This window comes from Photobacterium pectinilyticum, assembly GCF_024357955.1.
GTDB classification, from domain to species: domain Bacteria; phylum Pseudomonadota; class Gammaproteobacteria; order Enterobacterales; family Vibrionaceae; genus Photobacterium; species Photobacterium pectinilyticum.
Genome location: NZ_JANEYT010000084.1, coordinates 1 through 20,354, shown reverse-complemented (window position 1 = coordinate 20,354; position 20,354 = coordinate 1). Strand labels below are relative to the sequence as shown.

The 20,354-nt window shown below is 49.4% G+C and carries 22 protein-coding genes and 2 pseudogenes; 2 read left to right on the top strand and 22 right to left on the bottom strand.

Features of this window, described 5'->3' with window-relative positions; translation table 11 throughout:
- Positions 1-402: 402 nt before the first annotated feature.
- The 11 genes from NHN17_RS22060 to NHN17_RS22010 form a co-directional block, all read right to left on the bottom strand.
- A complete protein-coding gene (locus tag NHN17_RS22060) occupies positions 403-1,257 on the bottom strand; it encodes a tagatose bisphosphate family class II aldolase (RefSeq protein ID WP_255044803.1) in 855 nt (284 codons plus the stop codon).
- A complete protein-coding gene (gene nagA / locus NHN17_RS22055) occupies positions 1,248-2,468 on the bottom strand; it encodes an N-acetylglucosamine-6-phosphate deacetylase (protein WP_255044802.1) in 1,221 nt (406 codons plus the stop codon). Before nagA ends, NHN17_RS22060 begins: the two co-directional genes overlap by 10 nt.
- A complete protein-coding gene (gene agaF, locus NHN17_RS22050; RefSeq protein WP_255044801.1) occupies positions 2,458-2,898 on the bottom strand; it encodes a PTS galactosamine/N-acetylgalactosamine transporter subunit IIA in 441 nt (146 codons plus the stop codon). Before agaF ends, nagA begins: the two co-directional genes overlap by 11 nt.
- Positions 2,899-3,017: 119 nt before the next feature.
- Complete coding sequence (agaE, locus tag NHN17_RS22045; RefSeq protein WP_255044800.1) at positions 3,018-3,902, bottom strand: PTS N-acetylgalactosamine transporter subunit IID; 885 nt, start codon at positions 3,900-3,902, stop codon at positions 3,018-3,020.
- Positions 3,892-4,674 carry a PTS N-acetylgalactosamine transporter subunit IIC gene (gene agaW, locus NHN17_RS22040; RefSeq protein WP_255044799.1) on the bottom strand — a complete coding sequence of 261 codons (783 nt, stop codon included), beginning with the start codon at positions 4,672-4,674 and terminating at the stop codon, positions 3,892-3,894. The genes agaE and agaW overlap by 11 nt, the downstream gene beginning before the upstream one ends.
- Before the next feature lie 18 nt (positions 4,675-4,692).
- The gene (gene agaV, locus NHN17_RS22035) at positions 4,693-5,166 is read right to left on the bottom strand and encodes a PTS N-acetylgalactosamine transporter subunit IIB (RefSeq protein WP_255044798.1); all 474 of its coding nucleotides are present in this window, start codon (positions 5,164-5,166) and stop codon (positions 4,693-4,695) included.
- Between the two features lie 38 nt (positions 5,167-5,204).
- Positions 5,205-6,362: an SIS domain-containing protein gene (locus tag NHN17_RS22030; RefSeq protein ID WP_255044797.1), complete on the bottom strand. Its 1,158-nt coding sequence runs from the start codon at positions 6,360-6,362 to the stop codon at positions 5,205-5,207.
- A complete protein-coding gene (locus tag NHN17_RS22025) occupies positions 6,362-7,663 on the bottom strand; it encodes a D-tagatose-bisphosphate aldolase, class II, non-catalytic subunit (RefSeq protein WP_255044796.1) in 1,302 nt (433 codons plus the stop codon). Before NHN17_RS22025 ends, NHN17_RS22030 begins: the two co-directional genes overlap by 1 nt.
- A gap of 8 nt (positions 7,664-7,671) precedes the next feature.
- On the bottom strand, positions 7,672-8,448 hold the full coding sequence (gene agaR / locus NHN17_RS22020; RefSeq protein WP_255044795.1) for a transcriptional repressor AgaR: 777 nt from the start codon (positions 8,446-8,448) through the stop codon (positions 7,672-7,674).
- A 376-nt stretch (positions 8,449-8,824) separates the two neighbouring features.
- A complete protein-coding gene (gene agaR / locus NHN17_RS22015; protein ID WP_255044794.1) occupies positions 8,825-9,592 on the bottom strand; it encodes a transcriptional repressor AgaR in 768 nt (255 codons plus the stop codon).
- A 231-nt stretch (positions 9,593-9,823) separates the two neighbouring features.
- On the bottom strand, positions 9,824-10,156 hold the full coding sequence (locus NHN17_RS22010) for a DUF4156 domain-containing protein (protein ID WP_255044793.1): 333 nt from the start codon (positions 10,154-10,156) through the stop codon (positions 9,824-9,826).
- 163 nt (positions 10,157-10,319) lie between these two features.
- Here NHN17_RS22010 and NHN17_RS22005 point away from each other — a divergent pair, with 163 nt between their 5' ends.
- Positions 10,320-10,484 (top strand): hypothetical protein, encoded by a 165-nt coding sequence (locus NHN17_RS22005; RefSeq protein WP_255044792.1) that lies wholly within the window; start codon positions 10,320-10,322, stop codon positions 10,482-10,484.
- Between the two features lie 26 nt (positions 10,485-10,510).
- Here NHN17_RS22005 and NHN17_RS22000 read toward each other — a convergent pair whose 3' ends face one another.
- From NHN17_RS22000 to NHN17_RS21980, 5 genes and pseudogenes are all read right to left on the bottom strand, one after another.
- Positions 10,511-11,233 (bottom strand): sulfite exporter TauE/SafE family protein, encoded by a 723-nt coding sequence (locus tag NHN17_RS22000; RefSeq protein ID WP_255044791.1) that lies wholly within the window; start codon positions 11,231-11,233, stop codon positions 10,511-10,513.
- 205 nt (positions 11,234-11,438) lie between these two features.
- Positions 11,439-11,779: pseudogene (locus NHN17_RS21995) on the bottom strand (HTH-type transcriptional regulator YidZ); the annotation flags it as partial.
- Between the two features lie 50 nt (positions 11,780-11,829).
- Positions 11,830-11,988 (bottom strand): annotated as a pseudogene (locus NHN17_RS21990) (multidrug transporter subunit MdtL); the annotation flags it as partial.
- A 158-nt stretch (positions 11,989-12,146) separates the two neighbouring features.
- Positions 12,147-13,211, bottom strand: a complete 1,065-nt coding sequence (locus tag NHN17_RS21985; protein ID WP_255044790.1) for a permease — start codon at positions 13,209-13,211, stop codon at positions 12,147-12,149.
- Between the two features lie 253 nt (positions 13,212-13,464).
- Positions 13,465-13,923, bottom strand: coding sequence for a hypothetical protein (locus NHN17_RS21980; protein ID WP_255044789.1), 459 nt, complete (start codon positions 13,921-13,923; stop codon positions 13,465-13,467).
- Positions 13,924-14,206: 283 nt separating this feature from the next.
- On the opposite strand from NHN17_RS21980, the gene NHN17_RS21975 reads away from it, so the two are divergent.
- On the top strand, positions 14,207-15,649 hold the full coding sequence (locus tag NHN17_RS21975) for a cytochrome-c peroxidase (RefSeq protein ID WP_255044788.1): 1,443 nt from the start codon (positions 14,207-14,209) through the stop codon (positions 15,647-15,649).
- A 206-nt stretch (positions 15,650-15,855) separates the two neighbouring features.
- Here NHN17_RS21975 and NHN17_RS21970 read toward each other — a convergent pair whose 3' ends face one another.
- Genes NHN17_RS21970 through NHN17_RS21945 form a run of 6 tightly spaced genes read right to left on the bottom strand, consistent with a single transcriptional unit; the run spans position 15,856 to position 19,765 of the window.
- Positions 15,856-16,491 carry a DUF1190 family protein gene (locus NHN17_RS21970; protein ID WP_255044787.1) on the bottom strand — a complete coding sequence of 212 codons (636 nt, stop codon included), beginning with the start codon at positions 16,489-16,491 and terminating at the stop codon, positions 15,856-15,858.
- Positions 16,492-16,501: 10 nt separating this feature from the next.
- A complete protein-coding gene (locus NHN17_RS21965; protein ID WP_255044786.1) occupies positions 16,502-16,918 on the bottom strand; it encodes a DUF350 domain-containing protein in 417 nt (138 codons plus the stop codon).
- A 33-nt stretch (positions 16,919-16,951) separates the two neighbouring features.
- Positions 16,952-17,584: a YjfK family protein gene (locus NHN17_RS21960; protein WP_255044785.1), complete on the bottom strand. Its 633-nt coding sequence runs from the start codon at positions 17,582-17,584 to the stop codon at positions 16,952-16,954.
- A gap of 29 nt (positions 17,585-17,613) precedes the next feature.
- Positions 17,614-18,657: a potassium channel family protein gene (locus NHN17_RS21955; protein ID WP_255044784.1), complete on the bottom strand. Its 1,044-nt coding sequence runs from the start codon at positions 18,655-18,657 to the stop codon at positions 17,614-17,616.
- 23 nt (positions 18,658-18,680) lie between these two features.
- Positions 18,681-19,367 carry a PspA/IM30 family protein gene (locus tag NHN17_RS21950; protein WP_255044783.1) on the bottom strand — a complete coding sequence of 229 codons (687 nt, stop codon included), beginning with the start codon at positions 19,365-19,367 and terminating at the stop codon, positions 18,681-18,683.
- The gene (locus NHN17_RS21945) at positions 19,367-19,765 is read right to left on the bottom strand and encodes a DUF2170 family protein (protein WP_255044782.1); all 399 of its coding nucleotides are present in this window, start codon (positions 19,763-19,765) and stop codon (positions 19,367-19,369) included. Before NHN17_RS21945 ends, NHN17_RS21950 begins: the two co-directional genes overlap by 1 nt.
- Between the last annotated feature and the right edge of the window lie 589 nt (positions 19,766-20,354).

Sequence of the window (20,354 nt, the reverse complement as noted above, 5' to 3'; positions counted from 1 at the left end):
AGCCATGATAATAGCCTCATGAACTGACTTATCATCAGTATAGTTAACAGGGCTGAGTATTAGTGGTAATCAGGTATAACTATATCTGAGTGATGAGATTGAACTCTTAGTACGCTTTATGATTGCGTTATGTTAAACGCCTGACTGAACTTGCTTTTCCAAGCCGCTCAGCCGCATAACACATTAATACACCTATTTTTGCACATGAGTGTTGCCAAAACCATACTCGCATAGATTGAAAGTTAGTGACTTGTTTAGAAGGCGATTTAGGTCAAACAAAGTCAAGTTTGTTAGGGCTGGTTGTGCTGCTATAGCTCTCAAAATCAGCTGTTTGGCTGTTATTGCTAGAGGCAAAAATGCCAGCGCGAGGCTGGCATTTGTAGCGAAGGTTAGAGGTAAGCCTTAAATCCTGCCCTCACTGCCGCACATGCGGATCTTGTCGATGACCACTTGCTTCATCGCTTCTTTGCCGGGAACGATGTATTTGCGTGGGTCGTTGGCATCTGGGTACTCGGCGAAGTGCCTCTTAACGGCGTCAGAGAAGGCGATCTTCAATTCTGTAGCAACGTTGACTTTGCACACCCCAAGCTCGATGCAGCGGCGGACCATTTCATCCGGAACGCCCGATGCGCCGTGCAGCACCAATGGGATATCGACGACTTCGCGGATCTTAGCTAAGCGTTCGAAGTCTAGGCGCGGCTCGGATTTGTACATGCCGTGAGCAGTACCAATGGCGACGGCGAGTGAGTCGATACCCGTGCTGCGAACAAACTCGGCAGCGGATGACGGGTCGGTAAGCAGGGCATCGGCACTGTCGACAATTAAATCATCTTCCTGTCCTCCAAGGCGGCCGAGCTCGGCTTCGACACTGGCATCGAAGCGGTTACAGTGCTGGACTACACTGCGCACGATGTCGATGTTCTTGTCGAAGGCATAATGGGAACCGTCAATCATCACCGAGCGGATGCCTTGTTCTACCTTGGTGCGAATGTCCGACAATTCTTCGTGGTGATCAAGATGCAGTACCAAAGGTATTTGATGCTTGTAAGCCGCTTCTTTGCAGATGCTGACCAAGTAATCGGTGCCAGCATATTGGTAGGTGCCCGGCGTACCTGCCAGTATCACAGGGGAGCCCATCTCAGAGGCGGTTTCAACGATGACTTGAACGGTTTCAAGGTTATGGATATTGAATGCAGGAACAGCATAGCCACCGGCTTGTGCGCGCTTGAGCATTTCACGGGAAGAAATTAGATACATACAGCCTCCTGGCTACAAACATGGTCAGCGTCAAATACGAGGTTGCCGTTAACCCAAGTGTTAGAAATGGTTTGGTTAGGGTGCAGCGCGACCATAGAGGCCTGCTTGCCGATCTCCAGACTGCCGTAGCGGCTGTCGAGACCCAGTGATTGTGCGGGGGTCAGTGAGGCCCGTAGCCAAGCTTGTTCCAGTGGCAGGTTTAGCCATTGCATAAGGTTGAACACCGCTTTGGGCAGGGTTAAGGTGCTGCCTGCCAATCCACCGTTGTCAGTGGTGGCAATACCGTCGTTGACGTTGACCAAGTACTCGCCTAATTGGTACTGACCGTCTGGCATATTGGTCGCGCGCATGGCATCGGTGATCAGCGTCAAGCGTTCGCCACAGCAGCGATGGGCAATATCAATTGCGGTCGGGTGAACATGGTGACCGTCGGCGATCATCTCGACATAGCTGTGGGGATGGCACAGCCCCGCTCCGACAACGCCGGGATCTCGGTGGTGCAGGCCGCGCATGCCGTTGTAGCAATGGACAATGCCATTGGCGCCGGCATTCAAGGCTTGTTGAACCTGATCAAAGCTCGCATCGCTATGGCCTAGCATCACCTTGATACCTTGAGAATGCAGGTATTTGATGGCTTTAATCGCCCCGGCTTTTTCCGGCGCAAGGGCCACGGTCAGCAGTTGGTTGTCGGCATAGGAAATCCAGCTGTCCAGCTCATTGACACTCAGTTCGCGAAACCATTCGGTTGGGTGGGCACCGCGATTTTTCTCGGTAAAATACGGGCCTTCAAGGTACGCGCCGAGTAGTTCAGCTCCTTCAACACCGTGCTGGCGGCTTTTGCCGACTTGGGTTAGTGCCTCCTGAATCGCTTTGACCGGGCCGGTGACTGTGGTGGCGACAAAACCAGTGACGCCAAGACTAGCGAAAAAGACCGACATAGCATTGAGGCTTTCATGGCTTGCGTCCATCACATCGCAGCCCACCGCGCCATGGACATGGCTGTCGATGAGGCCGGGTAACAGATACTGCTCACCCAAATCGGTTACTTCGCTGTGGCGTTCTGTTGACCCTAGCGAATTGGCCAAAAAGGACGAGAAAGGCGCAATGGCGACGATAGTGCCTTGGTTGTCGACACTGACCACGCCATCGTCCAGCCACTGCGTGCTCACGAGGACTCTGGCGGCGCGGTAATGGCGGAGATCAGATCCCATCTTCAACGGCTTCCTGTTGTTGTGGCGCTTTGCTTGCCATTTCATCGGCAAGGCTGGTGATCCCGCGGTGGCCACAGATCAAGGCTTGATCACGGAATTCATTAAGGGTTAGTTCATCACGTTCTAGCAGCATTTCCGCTGCCATTTGTAAGTTGGTGCCAGTGACCACTTGGATATCGTCCCGCTCTTGGCTGATCAGCGATGCGGTACGAAACGGTGTGCCGCCTAGCAGGTCGGTAAGAAAGACAATGCCATCGCCAGAATCGAGCTCTTGGACCGCGGCGCGCATGGTTTTATCGAGCTGGGTGGTGGTGCTCTCCACTGGGAAATCAATCGCCTTGAATTGCGTTTGGGTGCCAATGATTTGTTCAATGGCTTGCCCGATGCCAGAGGCAAAGCCACCGTGGCCTGAAAGAATGACTGCGATCATGTTGTTGTTCCTACTTGAAGGGCCGGCCAGTCCCGGCCCTTATTGTTTTTATTACAAGTTGCTGTTTATCTGTTTCGTTTACAGCTGTTGTTATTAGCGTAGGGCGACTGCTATTGGCTCTATAGGATACCCAGCATGCGGCCTGCGACACCGACAACGACGGTGATGCCGATAAGGCGAAGCGGGCTCCAGCCACGTTTCACCAAGGTGTACATCGCCAAGGTGTAAAGCAGCGGCAGGAAGGCGGGCATCAGCTTGTCGATCACATCAGCCTGCAGTTTGACCACGGCATCACCGGCGGTGATTTCAGCGGTGGTAGAGAGGCGGACATAAGTCGCGACCAAGGCACCGATAACGGTCATACCGACCATGGAGGCGGCGTGACCGACCTTCTTGGTGTTGGCCTTGATCGTCGGGATAGCCGCGACACCCATCTTGTAGGCGTAGTGGGCCAAGCCGAAGCGCAAACCAAAGTGAACCGTGTTAAACATCACCATGAAGAAGATGGCACCCATGATGGAGCCTTGCAGGGCAAGATCGGCACCGATACCGCCACAGATAGGCAGCAGGGTGAGCCAGAACATGGCATCGCCAATCCCGCCCATCGGCGCACCGACCGCAATCTTGGTGCTCTGGATACTGCTGATGTTTTGCTTGGAGCGCTCCATTGCCAGGATGATCCCCATAACGAAGGTCACCAAGAACGGGTGGGTGTTGAAAAAACCCATATGACCTTGCATGGCTTTGGAGAGATCAGCCTTGTTGGTATGGATTTTCTTTAGCCCGGGCAGTAGGCCATATAGCCAGCCTGATGCCTGCATACGCTCGAAGTTGAACGAGGCTTGCAGTAACAGCGAACGCCATGCCATGCGGTTGATGTCAGCTCTGGTGAGCTCTGCACCCACTTCCTTATTTTCATATTCATCCGGGGCGACCCCCGGGGCTGGTTGCACGTCAGTGTTGGTAGGACGTACGTTCAATTCGTCGCTTACATTAGATACCATCTTCGTAGTCCTCTACTGTCGGTGTGGTCGTTACAGGCGTTGGTTCTGACTTGCGCATGTAGTCGATGATGGCCATCGCGGTTGCGGCGCAGGCGATTGCCAAGATTGGGAGTTCTATCCATGCGGCAGCAACAAAGCCAAGAATGAAGTAAGGGATGTAGGCGTTCTTCATCATGATTTTCATCAAGACGGCAAAACCGATCGCTGGCATGATGCCCCCTGCCACACCCAATCCGTCAATCAGGGTTTTAGGCAGTGCCTCTACGATATTGCCGGCGTGTTCTGCGCCAAGGAAAACCGGTAGGAAGGCGCAGAGGAAGTAGAAGGTGCCCAGTACGGCAAGGGCAAAATAGTTCACGCGTTCAATACCGTCGGCATCGGCATTTTGGGCATATTCGTCACACTTGGACATCACTGCCGACATTGCCGAGAACAGTAGGGTGATCCCCATCTGAACTGCGACCGCAAAAGGTACCGCAACACCGACTGCGACATTGGGTTCGACCCGTGTGGTGATGGCAAAAGCCGTACCGACAATCGTACCGATAATAACGTTTGGTGGCTGTGCACCAGCAAGAGGGGCTAGGCCCATCCAAATCAGTTCCAGCGTACCACCGACCAGAATACCGGTTTGCAGATCCCCGAGGATCAGGCCGACCAGCGGGCCGAGTACCACCGGGCGGTGGAAGTGGGTAAGACCATTGAAGAGATCTAACCCGGCTAGAAAGGCAAGGATGCCAAGCATCAATGCTTGTAAAAATCCTATTTCCATAACGGTTGTCCTTATGAATTAGAGTAGGGTAAAGAGGTCTGTTGCACTTTCGGTGGGCACTCCCTGTACGGTGCAGGTCACGCCCAGTGCTTTTAGTTTGTTGAATTCCTCGATGTCATCGGCATCGACCGAGACAGTCTTGGCAATGTGGTTCTTTCCTTCCACGTAATGCATGTTGCCGACGTTGATGTTTTTCACGGGTACACCGCCTTCAACCAGCATGCGGAATTCTTTGGGGGTTTTGCAGACCAACAAGATACGCTGGCGATCTGCGGCTTTGTGGATGGTGTCGATGGTCTTTTGCACGGTCCAGAAACGGATCGCAATGCCATCGGCCAGTACCATTTCCATCAGGTTCTGCTGGATGGTGTCGCTGGCAACTTCGTCGTTGACCACCACAATGATATTGGCATCGGCAAATCCGACCCATTGCACTCCAACCTGGCCATGGACAAGACGCTCATCAATTCGGCTTAGTACGATATTTGGCATAGTTAATTCCCTTTCTATTTTTGTTTATCGCTATTGGATTACAGTGAGTACGGGTGAATATTGACGCCCTGTACGACTCGGTTTACCTCTCCGGTCGGGCATGGGTTATCTGGCCCAAGACCTAGCTGGAGAGATTTTTCAAACGCTAACATTTGGCTGAACACGATATAGGGGAAGCAAAGCCAACTGTCAGAAAGTTCAGGTTGCCCAAGCTCGAACACATGCTCGCCATCGCAGCGACTGCCGCTGAGGGCAATGTGGATCCCAACTTGGTTGTCATTCTGGATTTCGTTATAGAGATCCAGATCGTATTGGCGGGTATACGGGTTATTCGACAAGTATTGGATCACCACGGCCTGCTCGTTGATGGTGAATTTCGGTCCATGGCGAAAGCCCAGCGACGAGTCGAATGCGGTCATCACTTTGCCTGCGCTCAGCTCAAGCGATTTAAGTGAGGCTTCGCGGGCAACACCTGCCAAGCCGCCGCTGCCCAGGGTGATTAAGCGTTGGTAAGGCTGGGCTGCCAGTGTTTTGACTGTGTCCTGCCATTCGCTGATTTTGCCTTCACACAGGGTGGCGACCTTGGCGATGTTGGCATTGCGCTGCTCGGGGCTTTCGCTGCCGAAGATGGAGATAGCCGACATCAACATGCAGCTGAAGCTGGAGGTCATGGCGAAGCTCTGGTCATTTGAACCATCCGGCATATGCAGGCAGAAGGCATTATCATGGCTGTTGGCATGACGAGACAGCTTGCCGTCTGGGTTGCAGGTCAGAAAGAGGTGGTAGCTGTTCTCGACAAGCTGGTCGACCAACTCGACAGCAGCGACACTCTCGGGACTGTTGCCTGAGCGGGCAAATGACACCACTAGGGTTTTGCGGCTTGGATCAAGGTATTCCGCAGGGTTAGAGACCAGATCCGTGGTGGGGATAGACGCGACATTAAAGCGGTTGTTGGTCTGGATAAATGGGGCCACCGCGTCACCGACAAAGGCCGATGTACCTGCGCCGATTAAGATAATACGCAGCTTGGGATCCGCCAGTAGCGGCTGTAGAAATGCTTGCCAATGAATGGCCTGACTGTCGAGGATCTGGGCCAAATTATGCCACAGCGCAGGCTGGTGGCTGATTTCCTTTGCGGTGTGAATGCCGTTGTGCTCGGTCAGCCATTGGCTGTTATAGCCCAAGAACGTAGTCATTAGATGTGCTCCTTAATTAAAGCGGAATTGGAGAAACAGGCACGCGCATAGATATCAGTGACTTCCATCACTTTGTGAATCACTATATCCCTTGGCGAATGGCTCAGGAGCTGTTGTGAAATAGCTTTTGCTTGGTTCGGCAAGTACTGGCTGAGAATCGTCAGGGGGATAGTGTTCTGGGTTAGATTCTCAAACAGTTTCTGCTGTGCCTGTTGTACGTCGGCGTGGCTCCAGTAATAGCGAATGCGGTCACTCAGGCTGTAGGTACAGTCGAGATATTGCTGGTGGCCGCGGCTGTGGTAATGCTGGCGCCAGTAATCGGGTTCTTCGTGCATCACTTGCTCAATAGTGCTGCGCAAATGGGCGGCTTGCTGTGGCCCCAGCCACTCCAGCTCGGCCCGGTCGAGCGCAAACAAAGCTTCGCGCAGGGCAAACGTCAGGGCAGGGCCGACCTTGAGAATGGCAAAGTGATCCTCAACCAATTGGGTGAATGTGTCCGGGGTCTGGTAATCGGTCGAGTGGGCTTCGAAAACCAAGTGTGGCTGGCTTTCAATCATCTTGCTCAGTGGTTTGGCAAGCTCGCGTTGGTAGTGGTGAACCGAGTGGTGGTCAAACTCGACACCGGGTTGTACCACCAAACCAATCACTCGTGGCCAGACATAGCCAAGGCCAATATCGGAAAACGCCTGATGGTGCGCATTTAGAGTGTCCAGCGCTTGTTCTGGTTGGGTAACGGCCAAGCTGTCGAGTGATTCCAATGCACCGCCTGGTGTTGGCACTTCGGTTCCAATCACATAGACTGGGGCTTCACCACCGCATTCATTCCAACTTCTTTCAGCGACTTCGCACAGCTTGGCGGCACGTTTGGCCATAGTCAGCTCACTCAACGGTAAGGTGTCATCGGCACAAGGCATCGAACAATCGAGGTGGATTTTCTTGAAACCGGCTTTGACATAATCGGCGATCAGCACTTCTGATCTCGCCATTGCCTCACTGGCAGCTAGTGACTGCCAACAGTTTGGGCCTAGATGGTCACCGCCAAGTACGATGTTGTCATGAGGAAAGTCAATGCTGTCGGCGAGATCAAAGACCCGCTCGGCAAAATCACTCGGCGTCATCCCGGTGTAGCCACCGTATTGGTTGACCTGGTTGGAGGTCGCCTCAATCAGCACCAATTGGTTATCTTGTTTGGCTTGACATAATGCTGCTTCAAGTACCAGAGGGTGCGCTGAGCACACGGAGTAAACGCCAATAGGCTGCCCTTGTTTGTGTGCTGAGATCATGTCGAGTAGTGGTTTCATCTTGAGTCCTAGCAATCTGTATTATCAGCAATCATCACTTCAACACCGAGCGCCTTGAGGGCAGAGAGCGTCTCTTCGGGGATCTGGCTGTCAGTGATAAGGGTGTCTATTTGCGAGGCGGCGCGGATCATGCAAAAGCTCTTGCGGCCAAACTTACTGGAGTCGGTGACTGCAATGATTTGGCGCGACACGTCGCACATCGCCCGGTTGATTTGGGCTTCATGTTGATCTGGCGTGGTGACTCCTGCTTCTAAGTCGAAGCCATCGACGCCGAGAAAGAGTTTATCGAACAGGTAGGCACGCACCTGTGTTTCGCCCTGGTGACCGGTCAACGAGCAGGAAGAGCGGCGCAGGTTGCCACCCACCACATGCAGGTCGATGTTGTCGTACCCGCTCAGTTGATAAGCGGTATTGAGCGCATTAGTCATCACGACCAGCTGTTGCTGCTTAGTGAGGTATTGCGGCATTTTGGCGATGGTGGTGCCAGAGTCGAGAATAATGGCCTCGCCATCTTTGACCAATGCTGCGGCCATTTTGGCGATGCAATTTTTTTGGTCGCGGTTGATTTGGCCTTTGCGATGTAGGGGTTGGTCGAACGCAAAGTTAGGGTTTAAGGTCGCGCCGCCATAACAGCGGAAGACGCAACCTTCTTTCTCCAGCAGGTTGAGATCGTGACGGATAGTAACGGCAGAAACGTTGAATGTTTCAACAAAATCATCTACTTTTCCCGCCCCGTTTTGGCGGATATGCATCAAGATTTTTTGTCTGCGCTCGGCACTTGTCATAACACCCCCAACAACCTTTCATTCTTTTTCGCTTTTCAGCTAAAAGTGTTTCATTCCCTTTTGATTCTTATTGAAGCACTGGTTTGAAAGAAAAAATCGAAGGGTGATCACAATGGCAAAGTGAAGTTTTTTTAAGCGGAAAACCTTTCGTTTAATCCAAAACGAAAGGTTGTCATTTCGATGTGGTGGGAATATATACAAAGAATCCCTTTATTCTTGCGGTTTATTCAGTAAGGGAATGAAAGCTGGATTAACATGCATGCAGGTGATGTTATTTCGGATTGAAACCTGCTTGAGATCACAAGTTTGACTTTCCGCTCAAAAAGATGAGCTCAAGGTATAAACACAATGAGGGGCAAAGGGGATAGACAAGAGGCTAGTCGACGATAATGATTTCGACCCCCAATTGGGTGAGTTGTTCGACATACTCATCTGGGATACCGCTGTCGGTGACGAGCACATCAATGTCTTCTGCTTTGGCAATAAGGCAGTAGCTTTGCCGATCAAATTTGGATGAGTCTGTCACGGCGATAACTTGTTGGGCAACGTTGATCATGTTGCGGTTGATGGCCGCTTCACCTGAATGAGGCGTCGTGATCCCGGCCTGCTTGTCGAATCCATCGACGCCAAGAAACAATTTATTGAAGCGGTAGTGATTTAGCAGGCTCTCTCCGCAACCGCCATGCAGGGAATAGGAATTTTCCCGCATTTGGCCGCCGGAAACCATAACTTCAATATCGGGTTGGTTCGCCAGCTGATAAGCGACGTTGATACCATTTGTCATCACGATCAGGTTCTTTTTTCCCTGGAGGTTGAGGGCTACCTGTTCAGTGGTCGAGCCGGAATCAATGATGATGGTATCGCCGTCTTCGATAAGCTGTGCAGCCCTTTTGCCTAATAGCGATTTGATTTCGCGGTGAAGCTGCTTCTTGTCATTGAGCGGTCGGTCGAAGGTGAACTGGTTGTTGAGCGTCGCACCGCCGTAGCAGCGGGTGACACAACCTTTCTTCTCGAGGTAATTGAGATCGTTGCGGATGGTAACGGCGGAGACCTCATAGTGATCGGTGAAATAGGCCACCTCTCCCTTGCCATGCTGCTGGATAAACTCGAGGATTTCTGTTCGGCGCTGGGATGTTGAAGGCATAGGCTGCTCGTTACTAAGGGCAAGTCGAAGAAAGCGAAAGCAGTCCTTTCGGACAGTAAAGTGCTTGCATGCCTGCTACTGTATACCAAAACTTTATTGATGCAAAATCATGACTTTACAGAAGGTTCGTTTTGCAGAGTGAAATGTATTCCAACGGTTTTAGGTGGTGGAAAAGGATACGCATTGCTTTTATATATTAACTTCCACGATAAACTGATTGATAATAAATACCTATCGGCAGTCGTAAGCGGTGCCGAGCAAGGTAACCGAGGTCGTGAAGTTGTGCGGGCTCATCGTTACTACGGTATCGGCTCCGATTTGATGAGCGTTGTTTTTCAGCTCGTTGACCGCGCCTTGAATCAGTGCATCATTGCTGTAAAAAAGATAGGAATACCAGTGCCCTTCATTTCCGGTGACTTCACCCACCCAGTTGCATTTTTCTAGGTTGAGTAAGCTGGTGGTTAACACGCGGACTTGGTTGGCTTGCGGAATAAGCTCTTCGCTTGGTGTCACACAGCCGACTAGCAACAGGCTGACAAAACCTGCCAATAATATCTTTTTCATTTTAATTTCAAACAGCCTACATGTGATACTACAAATCGGCGCTAGATTATCACCTTAAGCGCTACGTGCTAAGTGATTTTTTGTAGAGTTTTAATCTCTGAATTATTGTTTAGCAGTCTAGGGTTAGTAACGGTTTATCGATACGAAAAAGAAAGTAATAGATTTGCTGGTAGCCACTCGGTTTGGCGTGTCTGTACTGGAGGTGGAAACCATCATCAATGTGAAGCGAGATACGGCTTTGACGATCATCGCCGAGATTAAAACGGAAGGAGAAGATATCCAAACTTTCGGCGAGGAGCAGAACCTCGCCGAATTGGTACTCTACTAGGGTCTATCGAAGAAGATAGTTGAACGTTAAAAGCCGGAAAGCCCCTGATAGATAGCGGTTAAGCCGCTGGCAAGACAAAGCAGCAAAGCAAATATCCTCACTACGCTTTGGGACAAGTTGCCGACAACCTTGTTCGCCAGCCAATACCCTAAGATAGCTGCTGGTAGCAATGGCAAGGTGATCTGAATGTGCTCTATGGTGAAGTGGCCATAGAAATACAGTATCACCAGTGACATGATTGAGGTGATCACAAAGAACGCCGACAAGTTGCCGCGCAGTTTGGCTGCTTCTTCATGCTGCATCAGAAGTGCCATTGGTGGGCCGCCAATGGAAGAGCTAGTTCCCATCACGCCTGACAAAAATCCGGCAACAAGCATTCGTCTTGGCGTTGGTTTCAATCGGTAGGGTAAGGCACTGATACCTACAGCTATGAGTACCATGGCGCCCAGCCACAAAGAAAGCGTTGCACCAGAGACCACGGTTAATAAGTAGCCACCAAGGAGTGAACCAGGAACACGGCCAATAATCGCTGATTTCAAGCCGCCAATTGAAACATTGCTTCGTAGCTTGAATGCATTTATCAATGAAATAACAAGCGCAACCAAACAGATAGGTGCTGGGACATACTGGGGGGAAAGTTGGAACAGTAATGGTGCTGCGACTATCGCTAAACCAAAGCCAATTGCCGTTTGAACAAAAGAGCCAAGAAAGATAAGGGTTGCCGCGAAAAGAACCGTCGACTCAAACATGAAGGATACTCAAAAAGTCATTAATAACAGCGTTTTGTTGCTGTCGTTGTTAATTGTTGTCTAGCATATCATGTTGAGTATATTGACGAGTAGCAATTATGTTGGCCGGTGAGAGGGTAGTGGTATACCTACGATATTAACGTGATTTTTGGCGAATGGTTTTGCTCTCTTGTTCCAGAGCGCTGAATTGGTTACGTAATGTTTGCTATGGCTTCTGAGTACCATAGAGTGTTCTTATGGTCTCTTTGAGCCATGCGATTTTGGGATTTTGGCTATTGCGTTTGTGCCAAATCATCGTAAATGGGATCAGTAATGTGTCTAACTGTTCTTTGTCTAGCGGGATAGGAAGCGCAACCAAATCGGGGGGCATTTGCTGGCAATAACGCTGGCAATATTCCGGTGTGGTGGTGATCATCTGGTGTCCTGGTTGGGCTACCATGAAAAAGATTGCTCGAAGCTCGCCATAGTCAGGGCGACATGGCGGGTGAGCCCTTGTTCTGCCAGAACTTCATCCAATGCCCAGTTTTCACTCTTTTCCCACATGATAAACAGACCAATACCCCCATGCCTGCCATGGTGGTGAACAGACTTGGTCATGGAAACTTGAGCATGATGAGGTGACCGATCACTGGCGCAATCACAGGCACAATACAAGTGATCCCGTTGAGCATCGAAAGTACCTTGGCGCGACGTTGATCATCAAGCGTGTCACGGAGGATAGCAAAGGCGACGACATAGCATGATCCAGCGCCGATCCGGCTGACTCACGAGTTGCCATTTTGACAACAGGTATTTCCAGTTGCGACATAACAATATTGGTTCGATCGCCCGAATAAAAAAGCCGACCTCGTAAGAGGCCGGCTTGGAGTATTTCTTGATTCTGAAAAGCGGGTTGTTTTAGCTGATATATCGTTTACCCAAACACGTACGTATACATGTAACCTGCGCCAATCGCCATACCCAGAATCACAGCGAGGAAGGCGGCGATCATCTGGTTCTTGAAGATAGATTTCAGCAAGATAACCTCGGTTAGACTTGCGCCCGCACTACCGATGATCAATGCCATCACTGAGCCCATCGCCATGCCTTTTTTCACCAGTGCAGCACTCAATGGGATCACCGCTTCAGCACGGATGTAGAGTGGAATACCAATCACGGCGGCTATCGGAATCGCATACCACATACCTTCACCAGCATACTTGACAATAAAATCAGTCGGAATAAAGCCGTAGATGAAAGAGCCAATTAGAATGCCTAACATCAGGTAAGGAAGTACTTGCTTAAAGTCTTTCCAGGTTGCATGCCAAATGCGTACCCACCGGCTTGCCTCTTTCACGGTCAGTACTGCTTCACCACAACCACTGATTTTCACTTCAACCTCTTCTTTGGTTCCGCAGCATGAGCTGGCAACAGGGGCCGGTTCAGGCGTTGTTGTGCAGCATGATGTTGTAGTCACTGATGCTGCTTTTGGTGTTGTGCTATCACCACAGCGGCTGCCACAACTCGAACTGGTACCTGCCATTTGGTAGGCCTCTTCACGGACATAGCGTTCGAAACCCAGTTTCTCTAGTACATAGCCAGCAATTACTGATACCGCTAGCGCCACCATGAAGTAGAACACGGCCACTTGGATCCCGAAAGTGACAACAAACAATCCAATGATCACTGGATTGAGCAGTGGGCTAGCAAACAGGAACACCATCATCGGACCAAAACCAGCGCGGGCACGGAGCAGACCTTTCAAGAAAGGAATGGTCGAACACGAACAGAATGGTGTGATAGAACCTAGCAGGGCTGCAATGAAATAGCCTTTACCGTTGCGTGAACTCAAGATTGACTGGATTTTCTCGGGAGTCAGGAACTCCTGCAACACGCCGACCAGGTAGCTAATAACTAAAAATAGCACCGTTAGTTCTGCGGCTAGGAATAGGAACATACCAGCGGCTTCTTTGAACATTGTTACGAATTCAGGACTCATGGTTACTGCCTCATTGGGTAGTATGTTTCGATATGCATAGAAATATAAGGTCGAAGCTTTTTGCTGTCAATTTATTATTTCGGTAAAAATGGAAATAATTTCAAAAAAAGAACGGGGAACATCAAGTGATGAGGATAAGTTTATGATTATCAATTGATAAAAATTAGGTTTAGCTAAACGTTAGCCTAATGAAGTGCTGACTGGTATTTATTGGTTCTTGTTTGGGGTGTGATTGCTTGAGTTGTCCTTGGGCTTATACCTCGCGCTCTTTCCGTAAGGATTGCCTATCAAGCAAGGCTTCAGAAGTCACTCTGGTGCATTCTATTAACTCGCTATGACTGAGTTGTCGTTTTGCGAGTTCTTGGGATATAGCATCAAATCCACCGCTGTATGTATCGTAGAGTTCATCCGGGGTCTGGAATCCCACGTCATAGCACAGTGTGTAGGTGGAAATGGTTTCTGGCTCAGGCTGTTCGGTATTCAAATTGACTAACAAAATTAGCCCTGCGATTGCTGAAGTAGAAGTGTATTGGATAATCACGAAGCGCTCTAATACCTGTTGAAAATGAACGCAAAGCATACAGGTATTGAAAGGCGTGGACTTACCATATTGTGCCTGTTTTATTTGATCTCGAACGGCATCTATAGATAAGTTTTTGCAGGTTAAAGTGTCCTGATACTCTACAAAAATCTTCCAAACGTTTTTACCCACTTATCATTACCTATGCCGTGCAGGTAACTCTCTATTTGTGAGAGAAAAGCTAATTGAACATATGTATTTATTTGTTCGTTTTGAATTAATTTATGTAGTAATTTTATCTAAATTTTATTGACTTTAATTTCTAACACTCTGTTGATGTTGAATTTTTCTCACTTGTCAGAAATAAGAACAATTTCATTGATTAGGCTTTTAATTAAGTGTTGTTATGGATTATCCATTCTCACAAATAACTGGCAGTAAAAATAAAATTAATTAGGCTAGGTTGGAGTGTTGTATGAATACCTCCCGTTATTTTTTGGCTGTTGCATTGATTGCGACAGTCTCGGCATGTCGTGAAGACTCTGATGATACTGGCTCGTTAGAAGCAAGTTCAGTGGGGTCAGAAGGGACTGAAATTGTTCAAGCGCCAGCGGATACACAACCCGAGGGAGATGCTCCTGCAAATGAGCAACCCGATGTAACACCGCCATCCAGCGAGGGCGATGGTCAAGGTAACGAACCCTCGCCACCGCCAGAGGCAAAACTAGACATTGATGGCTTGCCGTTGCCTGAGCTATCGGTGAGCCATGATTACGAGGCTTATTTATCGGCACAACCGAAGCATTACACCCGTATTACTTCGCCGTTTGGCAATGTTGATTCGCAAGACAATACCCCGTTTAGTAATAAAGTCACTAATCCCGGGGCTAACTTGGGCCGGGTAATATTTTACGATGTTCGCTTGTCGGCAAATAACACGGTTTCTTGTGCTTCTTGTCATATCCAAGAGAATGGCTTTACCGACCCCAAAACGTTCAGTGATGGCTTTGACGGTGGCAAAACTGGTCGTCATTCCATGAGCCTGAGTAATGCTGCTTACTACCGTAATGGGAAGTTCTTTTGGGATGAACGAGCTGATAGTTTGGAAGAGCAAGTATTGATGCCGATTCAAGACTCGGTTGAGATGGGAATGAACTTGTTCGAACTTGAAGTGAAAATGGCGGAAACGAGCTTCTATCCTGAATTATTTACAGAAGCTTTTGGTGATGAGGCGATAACCAGCGAGCGGATTTCAAGAGCATTAGCCCAGTTCATTCGTACCATGATTTCTTATGAGTCCAAATATGATCAGGCTTTCGCAGCTGGGGAATGGGATGAGCCAGATTTTGCAGCGGTATTCAATGAGCAGGAAATGTTAGGCCTAAAGCTATTCTCGGGCTTTCCCGGACCTGAAAGCAATTCATTGGGCTGTATTGCCTGCCATCAAACCAGTGCTCACTCGATGGATCAAGCCCATGTTAATGGCCTTGACGCGGATACCAGCAGCGATCAAGGAGCGGGAAATGGTTTCTTCAAATCACCATCATTACGAAACATTGGTGTTGGTGCGCCTTATATGCACGATGGTCGGTTTGAAACCTTGATGGATGTGGTCGAGTTTTACAACAGTGGTATACAGCGCCATCGTATCTTAAGCCCTGATTTAACCAGTAACGGCCAAACTGGGGGGAATCCAATTAGAATGAACTTGAGTCAGCAAGAGAAAGAGGCACTGGTCGCTTTCTTGGAAGCGCTGACGGATGACACATTCTTGAATAACCCGATTTACCACGATCCTTTCTTCCCGAATACCGTAGAAGGTCAATTACAAGCCATCATTGATCGGGTGACTGAGCAACAGGACACTGAACAACAAGAAAGCGAGCAATCTTCAGATGGCGGTGAGTCACCACAGTAAACGGCATCGCGTTGCTTTGCTGAAGGCAAAAAAAACCTGCAACAAGGATGTGCAGGTTGTAATAAAAGGAACAAATTGACGAGATATGAACTTGTCATTGTTAACTACGCGGGAGGCGAGCTTGCCGATCAGATCGTATTTTACTTTTTGATGAGAAATGATTGGCTTCTTTTCAAAAAGTGATGTTGTGATGTGAGATTGACAGCTTAGCCTCCCCACCCTTTACTGCCACTTGAGGAGCGACTGCTGCTCCAGCCTGATTTGGCCGAAACGGTCGAACCAAACCCACCACGTGAAATGGTGCGGCTTACCGTTGGTTTGGGCTTCATATTGTCTTTGCTGACCCTTACCTTGGTTTTCTTGTAGCTGCTGCGGCCATAATCGTTGCCATCTGCTGTGGTCCAGCGGTCATAGAAAATACTGCCTGGATAATAAGATCGGAACATCGGTTGTGAGTAATAGCCACGATTACTGTCCATCATTCTGGCAAACATGAAACCAGCCATGGCTGGCATAAACCAATTGTTGCCTTGTGGCTGCATACAGGCGTTTGAACCAAACTCCGCCTCACAATCGTAGCGGGAGTTGTATTTAGGTGCGGTACGAGAAGCTTCCTGTATGGCAAACTGGTATGCGGCCTGGCATTCCTCGGTATAGTTGGGGTTGTCATCAACACAATCATTTAACGATTGATAGATGACGGCATCATCTGAGCTGTCGCTACAACCAGAAAGTACGGCGGTGGCTAAAACTGCGGTCACGGGGGCCGACATGGAGGCTATCGACACCGGGCGCCAGTTTTTCTTCATGCTGGCGAGAACGACGTGTTTACTGCGTTTCATGGCATCCCCCTTAGTATGTCATACAGGCGGCATTGAGCAGGCCTACTGACACGGAAGTCGCAGCCATGACGATACCCGCGGGGATTTCTCCGGCTTCGATACGCTCGACAATTTTTGGCATGAAGCCAAAGCGTAAAATAGCAAAGGCGATTAGCTGGGCAAACAAGGCGACCACGCCCCAAATAGCAAAATCGATCAGGTTAACTGAGTTAGTGGCAGCGCCTGCGATAGCCAAGCAATAGCCGATGATCGAGCCCGATAGCCCAATGGCTGCCGCAATATTCTGGTCTTCTTTTACCAGCTTCCACTCATCATGCGGAGTAAAGCGGACGTAGACGAACTTGAACAGCATCAGGAAAGCCAATGACAGCGAAAAATAAAGCAAGAATGCGCCGAGGCCAGCAAGCGAGTTAGTGAGTACTTCCATGTTAATCCTATTCTTTATCTAAACTATTGAAGGTTAGCCTATTAGCTTGAAGTCGGTCGGGGTTAAATCAAAACCAGTGCTAATGGCTAGGCACCGCTCAGCTTGGTTACGGTAGATCTTCTCCTCGCCAGCAACGAGCAGAAACTCAAATTGCCCATTACCTGTATCACGCTCATAGATCATCACAAATTGGTCTGTTTCAGTGACCGTGCCGTTTTCTAGCCAGGTCTTTTCTGTCATGGCGACAGGGCGGGTGTTGTCCCATACTTTGTTGAATTGATACTCCTCCAATGTCCAGTTGGGCTTGACGATTTCATTGTCCAGAATATGCTGCCACTGGCTCTGGGAATCAATGGGGCGCGATTCGTAAAAATAGTAGAGCTTGACCTCGCTGATATCTGCTTCGGACGGACCGTGGGTCAAGATTTGGATAAATCCATCGTCATCGGTGTAAAAGCGTAGCAGCCGGGTTTGCTCATCGAGCTGAACTTCACCGACCGCCTTGATCAGCTGGGTACGGGATGCGCCTTCGATAATCAGATCTGGCTCGATCAACCTCAGCTTCAGATCATCAAGCTCAAAGGCGCCGCCAAGCCTTAGTCCAAGGCATTCAGGGCTGCTCGGGGGCGTGGTTGGTGGTTGTTTTTTCTTAAACCAATCGAACATAAAAACTCCCGTTCATTTAGTGCTGTTATCTAGGTGTTATCTACGCACTTAGACCAATTGATTTGCTTGACGCGCTCATCAGCAATATAAAACAACTTGGCACCGGGAGGGACTTCACGATCCAGCGGTGGATTTAGCTCGACCCCTTTGCCAGTGTCGATGGCAATAAGAATAGCCTCATGTTGCTGCTTAAAGCCGTTGAATAGCGGGGCTATGGTGCTCGGTGCTGACGTTGCAGGGTATTGTACTGCATACTGGGTCATCCCCTTGTGGGTACTAAGCAATTCGTGATGCAATTCGCTCGAGCCTGGATCGATTGCAGCCTTGGCAAGCATCTCGACCGCAACAGAGGGAATGCACTCGACATTGGGACAATGATGCTTGAGCAAACCACTCAATGACTCGTCATTGAAATATGCCAAGATATGGGCATTCGGATTCTGATTGGCACAAAACAGGGCAGCAGACAGGGTGACGTCATCTTCGCTGTTATCAATCACAATACAACTGGCGCTGTCGACCCCGGCTTTTGCCATTGCTAGGCTATCGGTGAAGCTGAGGGTGCGGACAAACTCTATTTCCCCGGGCAGTGGATTTTCAATATCAGGGCGGACACACAGGACAATTGCGCGGTGGCCTTTTTCTTCGTGTTGCAGCATTTTTATTAGGTGCAGGGTACGCTGCTCGTTCCACCCCAGCACGAGAATGTGGTTTTCCACCGATACTTTCCTCCGGCCTAACAGCCCCTGTTTCCAGTAATCAATAAAGACGCTTGCCACCCGGCCAACCGCGATGGCAAATAGCCCCAACCCGCCGGGGATCACAAACAGCATGACGACCCATTTTCCAGCCACAGTGGTTGGCGACATGTCGCCATAGCCAACGGTAGATGCACTGACAACCAAGTAGTACAGGAAATCCGTTGGACTTTGTATTAAGGCTGATTCGCCCACTGCTGCGAGTAGGGCATAGCTGATAGCGGTATAGCCGATAACCAGTAAAAGGAGGTTTCTGCCACTTAGCGCATGGAAGTTCTGAGCCGCCCAGCGGCGGAAAAAGAGCCATAACGACATACTACCTCCCTATCAAACGGCACCTACTGGCCCAAAATACGCTTAAGTTCATCTTCAGCTGAGGATTGTTTTCCTGGGGTGATCCCGGCCTCGGCCAGCTTTTTGTCTAAGCTGCTGCCTGATTGCTCATCGGCCATTTCTGCGGCGGCTTCCAGTTGGGCTGATTTTTCGGCTTGGCGTTGTTTGATGCGCTCAAGCGACTCAACCGCGGTATGCATTTTGGCATTGGCGCCGACATTGGTGGCTGATACCGCCGACTGGGCTTTTTGTACCGCTTCGTTGGCTTTTACCACATCCACTTGCTGCTCGAGCTGGCGAAGCTTGTCTTTGGCTTGGCTGATGTTGGTACGCATCTTCTGCTCAGAAGCAACGAACTGGTCAAGGTAGGCTTGCTCAGCTTGCTGTTCGTTACGGAGCTGGGCGACTTTTTGTGCACAATCAAGAGCAAGATCTTGCTGGCCTTTTTCCATCGCGGTGCGGGCATGGCCTTCGTACTCTTCGACGCCTTGCTGGAAGCCATCAACTTTCTGCTGGGAGAGCTTACGTTTAGCGACGATACTGACCAATGCTTCGTCTGAACGGCGAAGTTCTTGTTTGGCGTCGCGAATTTCCTGATCAAGGATACGCAATGCTTGGTTATCCGCGACTGCTTCTGCGGTTTCATTTACACCGCCTTTGAATGCGGTGAACAGTTTTTTCCAGACACTCATTACGCAACCTCCTTGAGGTGGTCTTGGTATAGTTCAATAAAGGCTTCGACATTGCGGAATAGAGTAGCGACCTCAATCACAATGCTTTCCGCCTTGGATTGGGAAGACAGTGAGCCAAACGCCACATAGTAGTCGTTGCCGCCAATTTCATTGATACCGATAGTCGATAGCGGGAACATCTTGTGGGTACGGAGGATATCGTTGTTAAGAGAAGTAAGGTCAATGACTTGCTCAGCAGGGAACAGTAGGACTTCAACCAGAATTTGCTCGCCAGATACGGCCAGAAAGGCTTCGATATTATCTTCGTTGCGTATAACCAGTGTTTGGTCATTTTCTTCAACTGCCCAGCCGTCGTGTTCACTCAGAAGCGGGATCAGTTCGGATACTTGCCACATCATAGTTGCTACCTTTTGTTAGGTGTCAGCGGATTGAACGAAAAATCTCCTCTTATTATGAGGTTAAATTATTCAATTACCATGAAATGCTGTTTTTTTGTTGTTTTTTTGTGAGCTGTTTTATGCCGCCGATAGGGGGTTGGTATTGTTTGAGTGCTAGATAAGAAGGCGTCCTAGTTATGATTTAGCCCCGCTTTCTTTGTTCCAGCTAAGTGTGTCCCAGGCATGAGCAGGTATAAATAGGGTATCACCTGGGCCGAGAGGGATATGTTCAATTTGATGCTTCGGGCTTTCCAGCAAGTTTTCGTATTGGCCGTTAAAAACGAGCTCAAGGCGAGGAAAAATCCAGCAAAATATTGCAGGAAGATATTCTACTGTGAAAGGAAAACGAGTGAGAAGAAGGTTTTTTTTAAATGATCTGCTGATTTTTTATTAAGATTCTGCATGTTTGTTGGTTATCTAAGCAGTTGAATGTTTTAGGGGTTTACAAGGTCAGTCGTAGCGACTAATATACACCGCACTTACGGAGAGATGGCTGAGTGGTTGAAAGCACCGGTCTTGAAAACCGGCATACGTTTGTAGCGTATCTAGG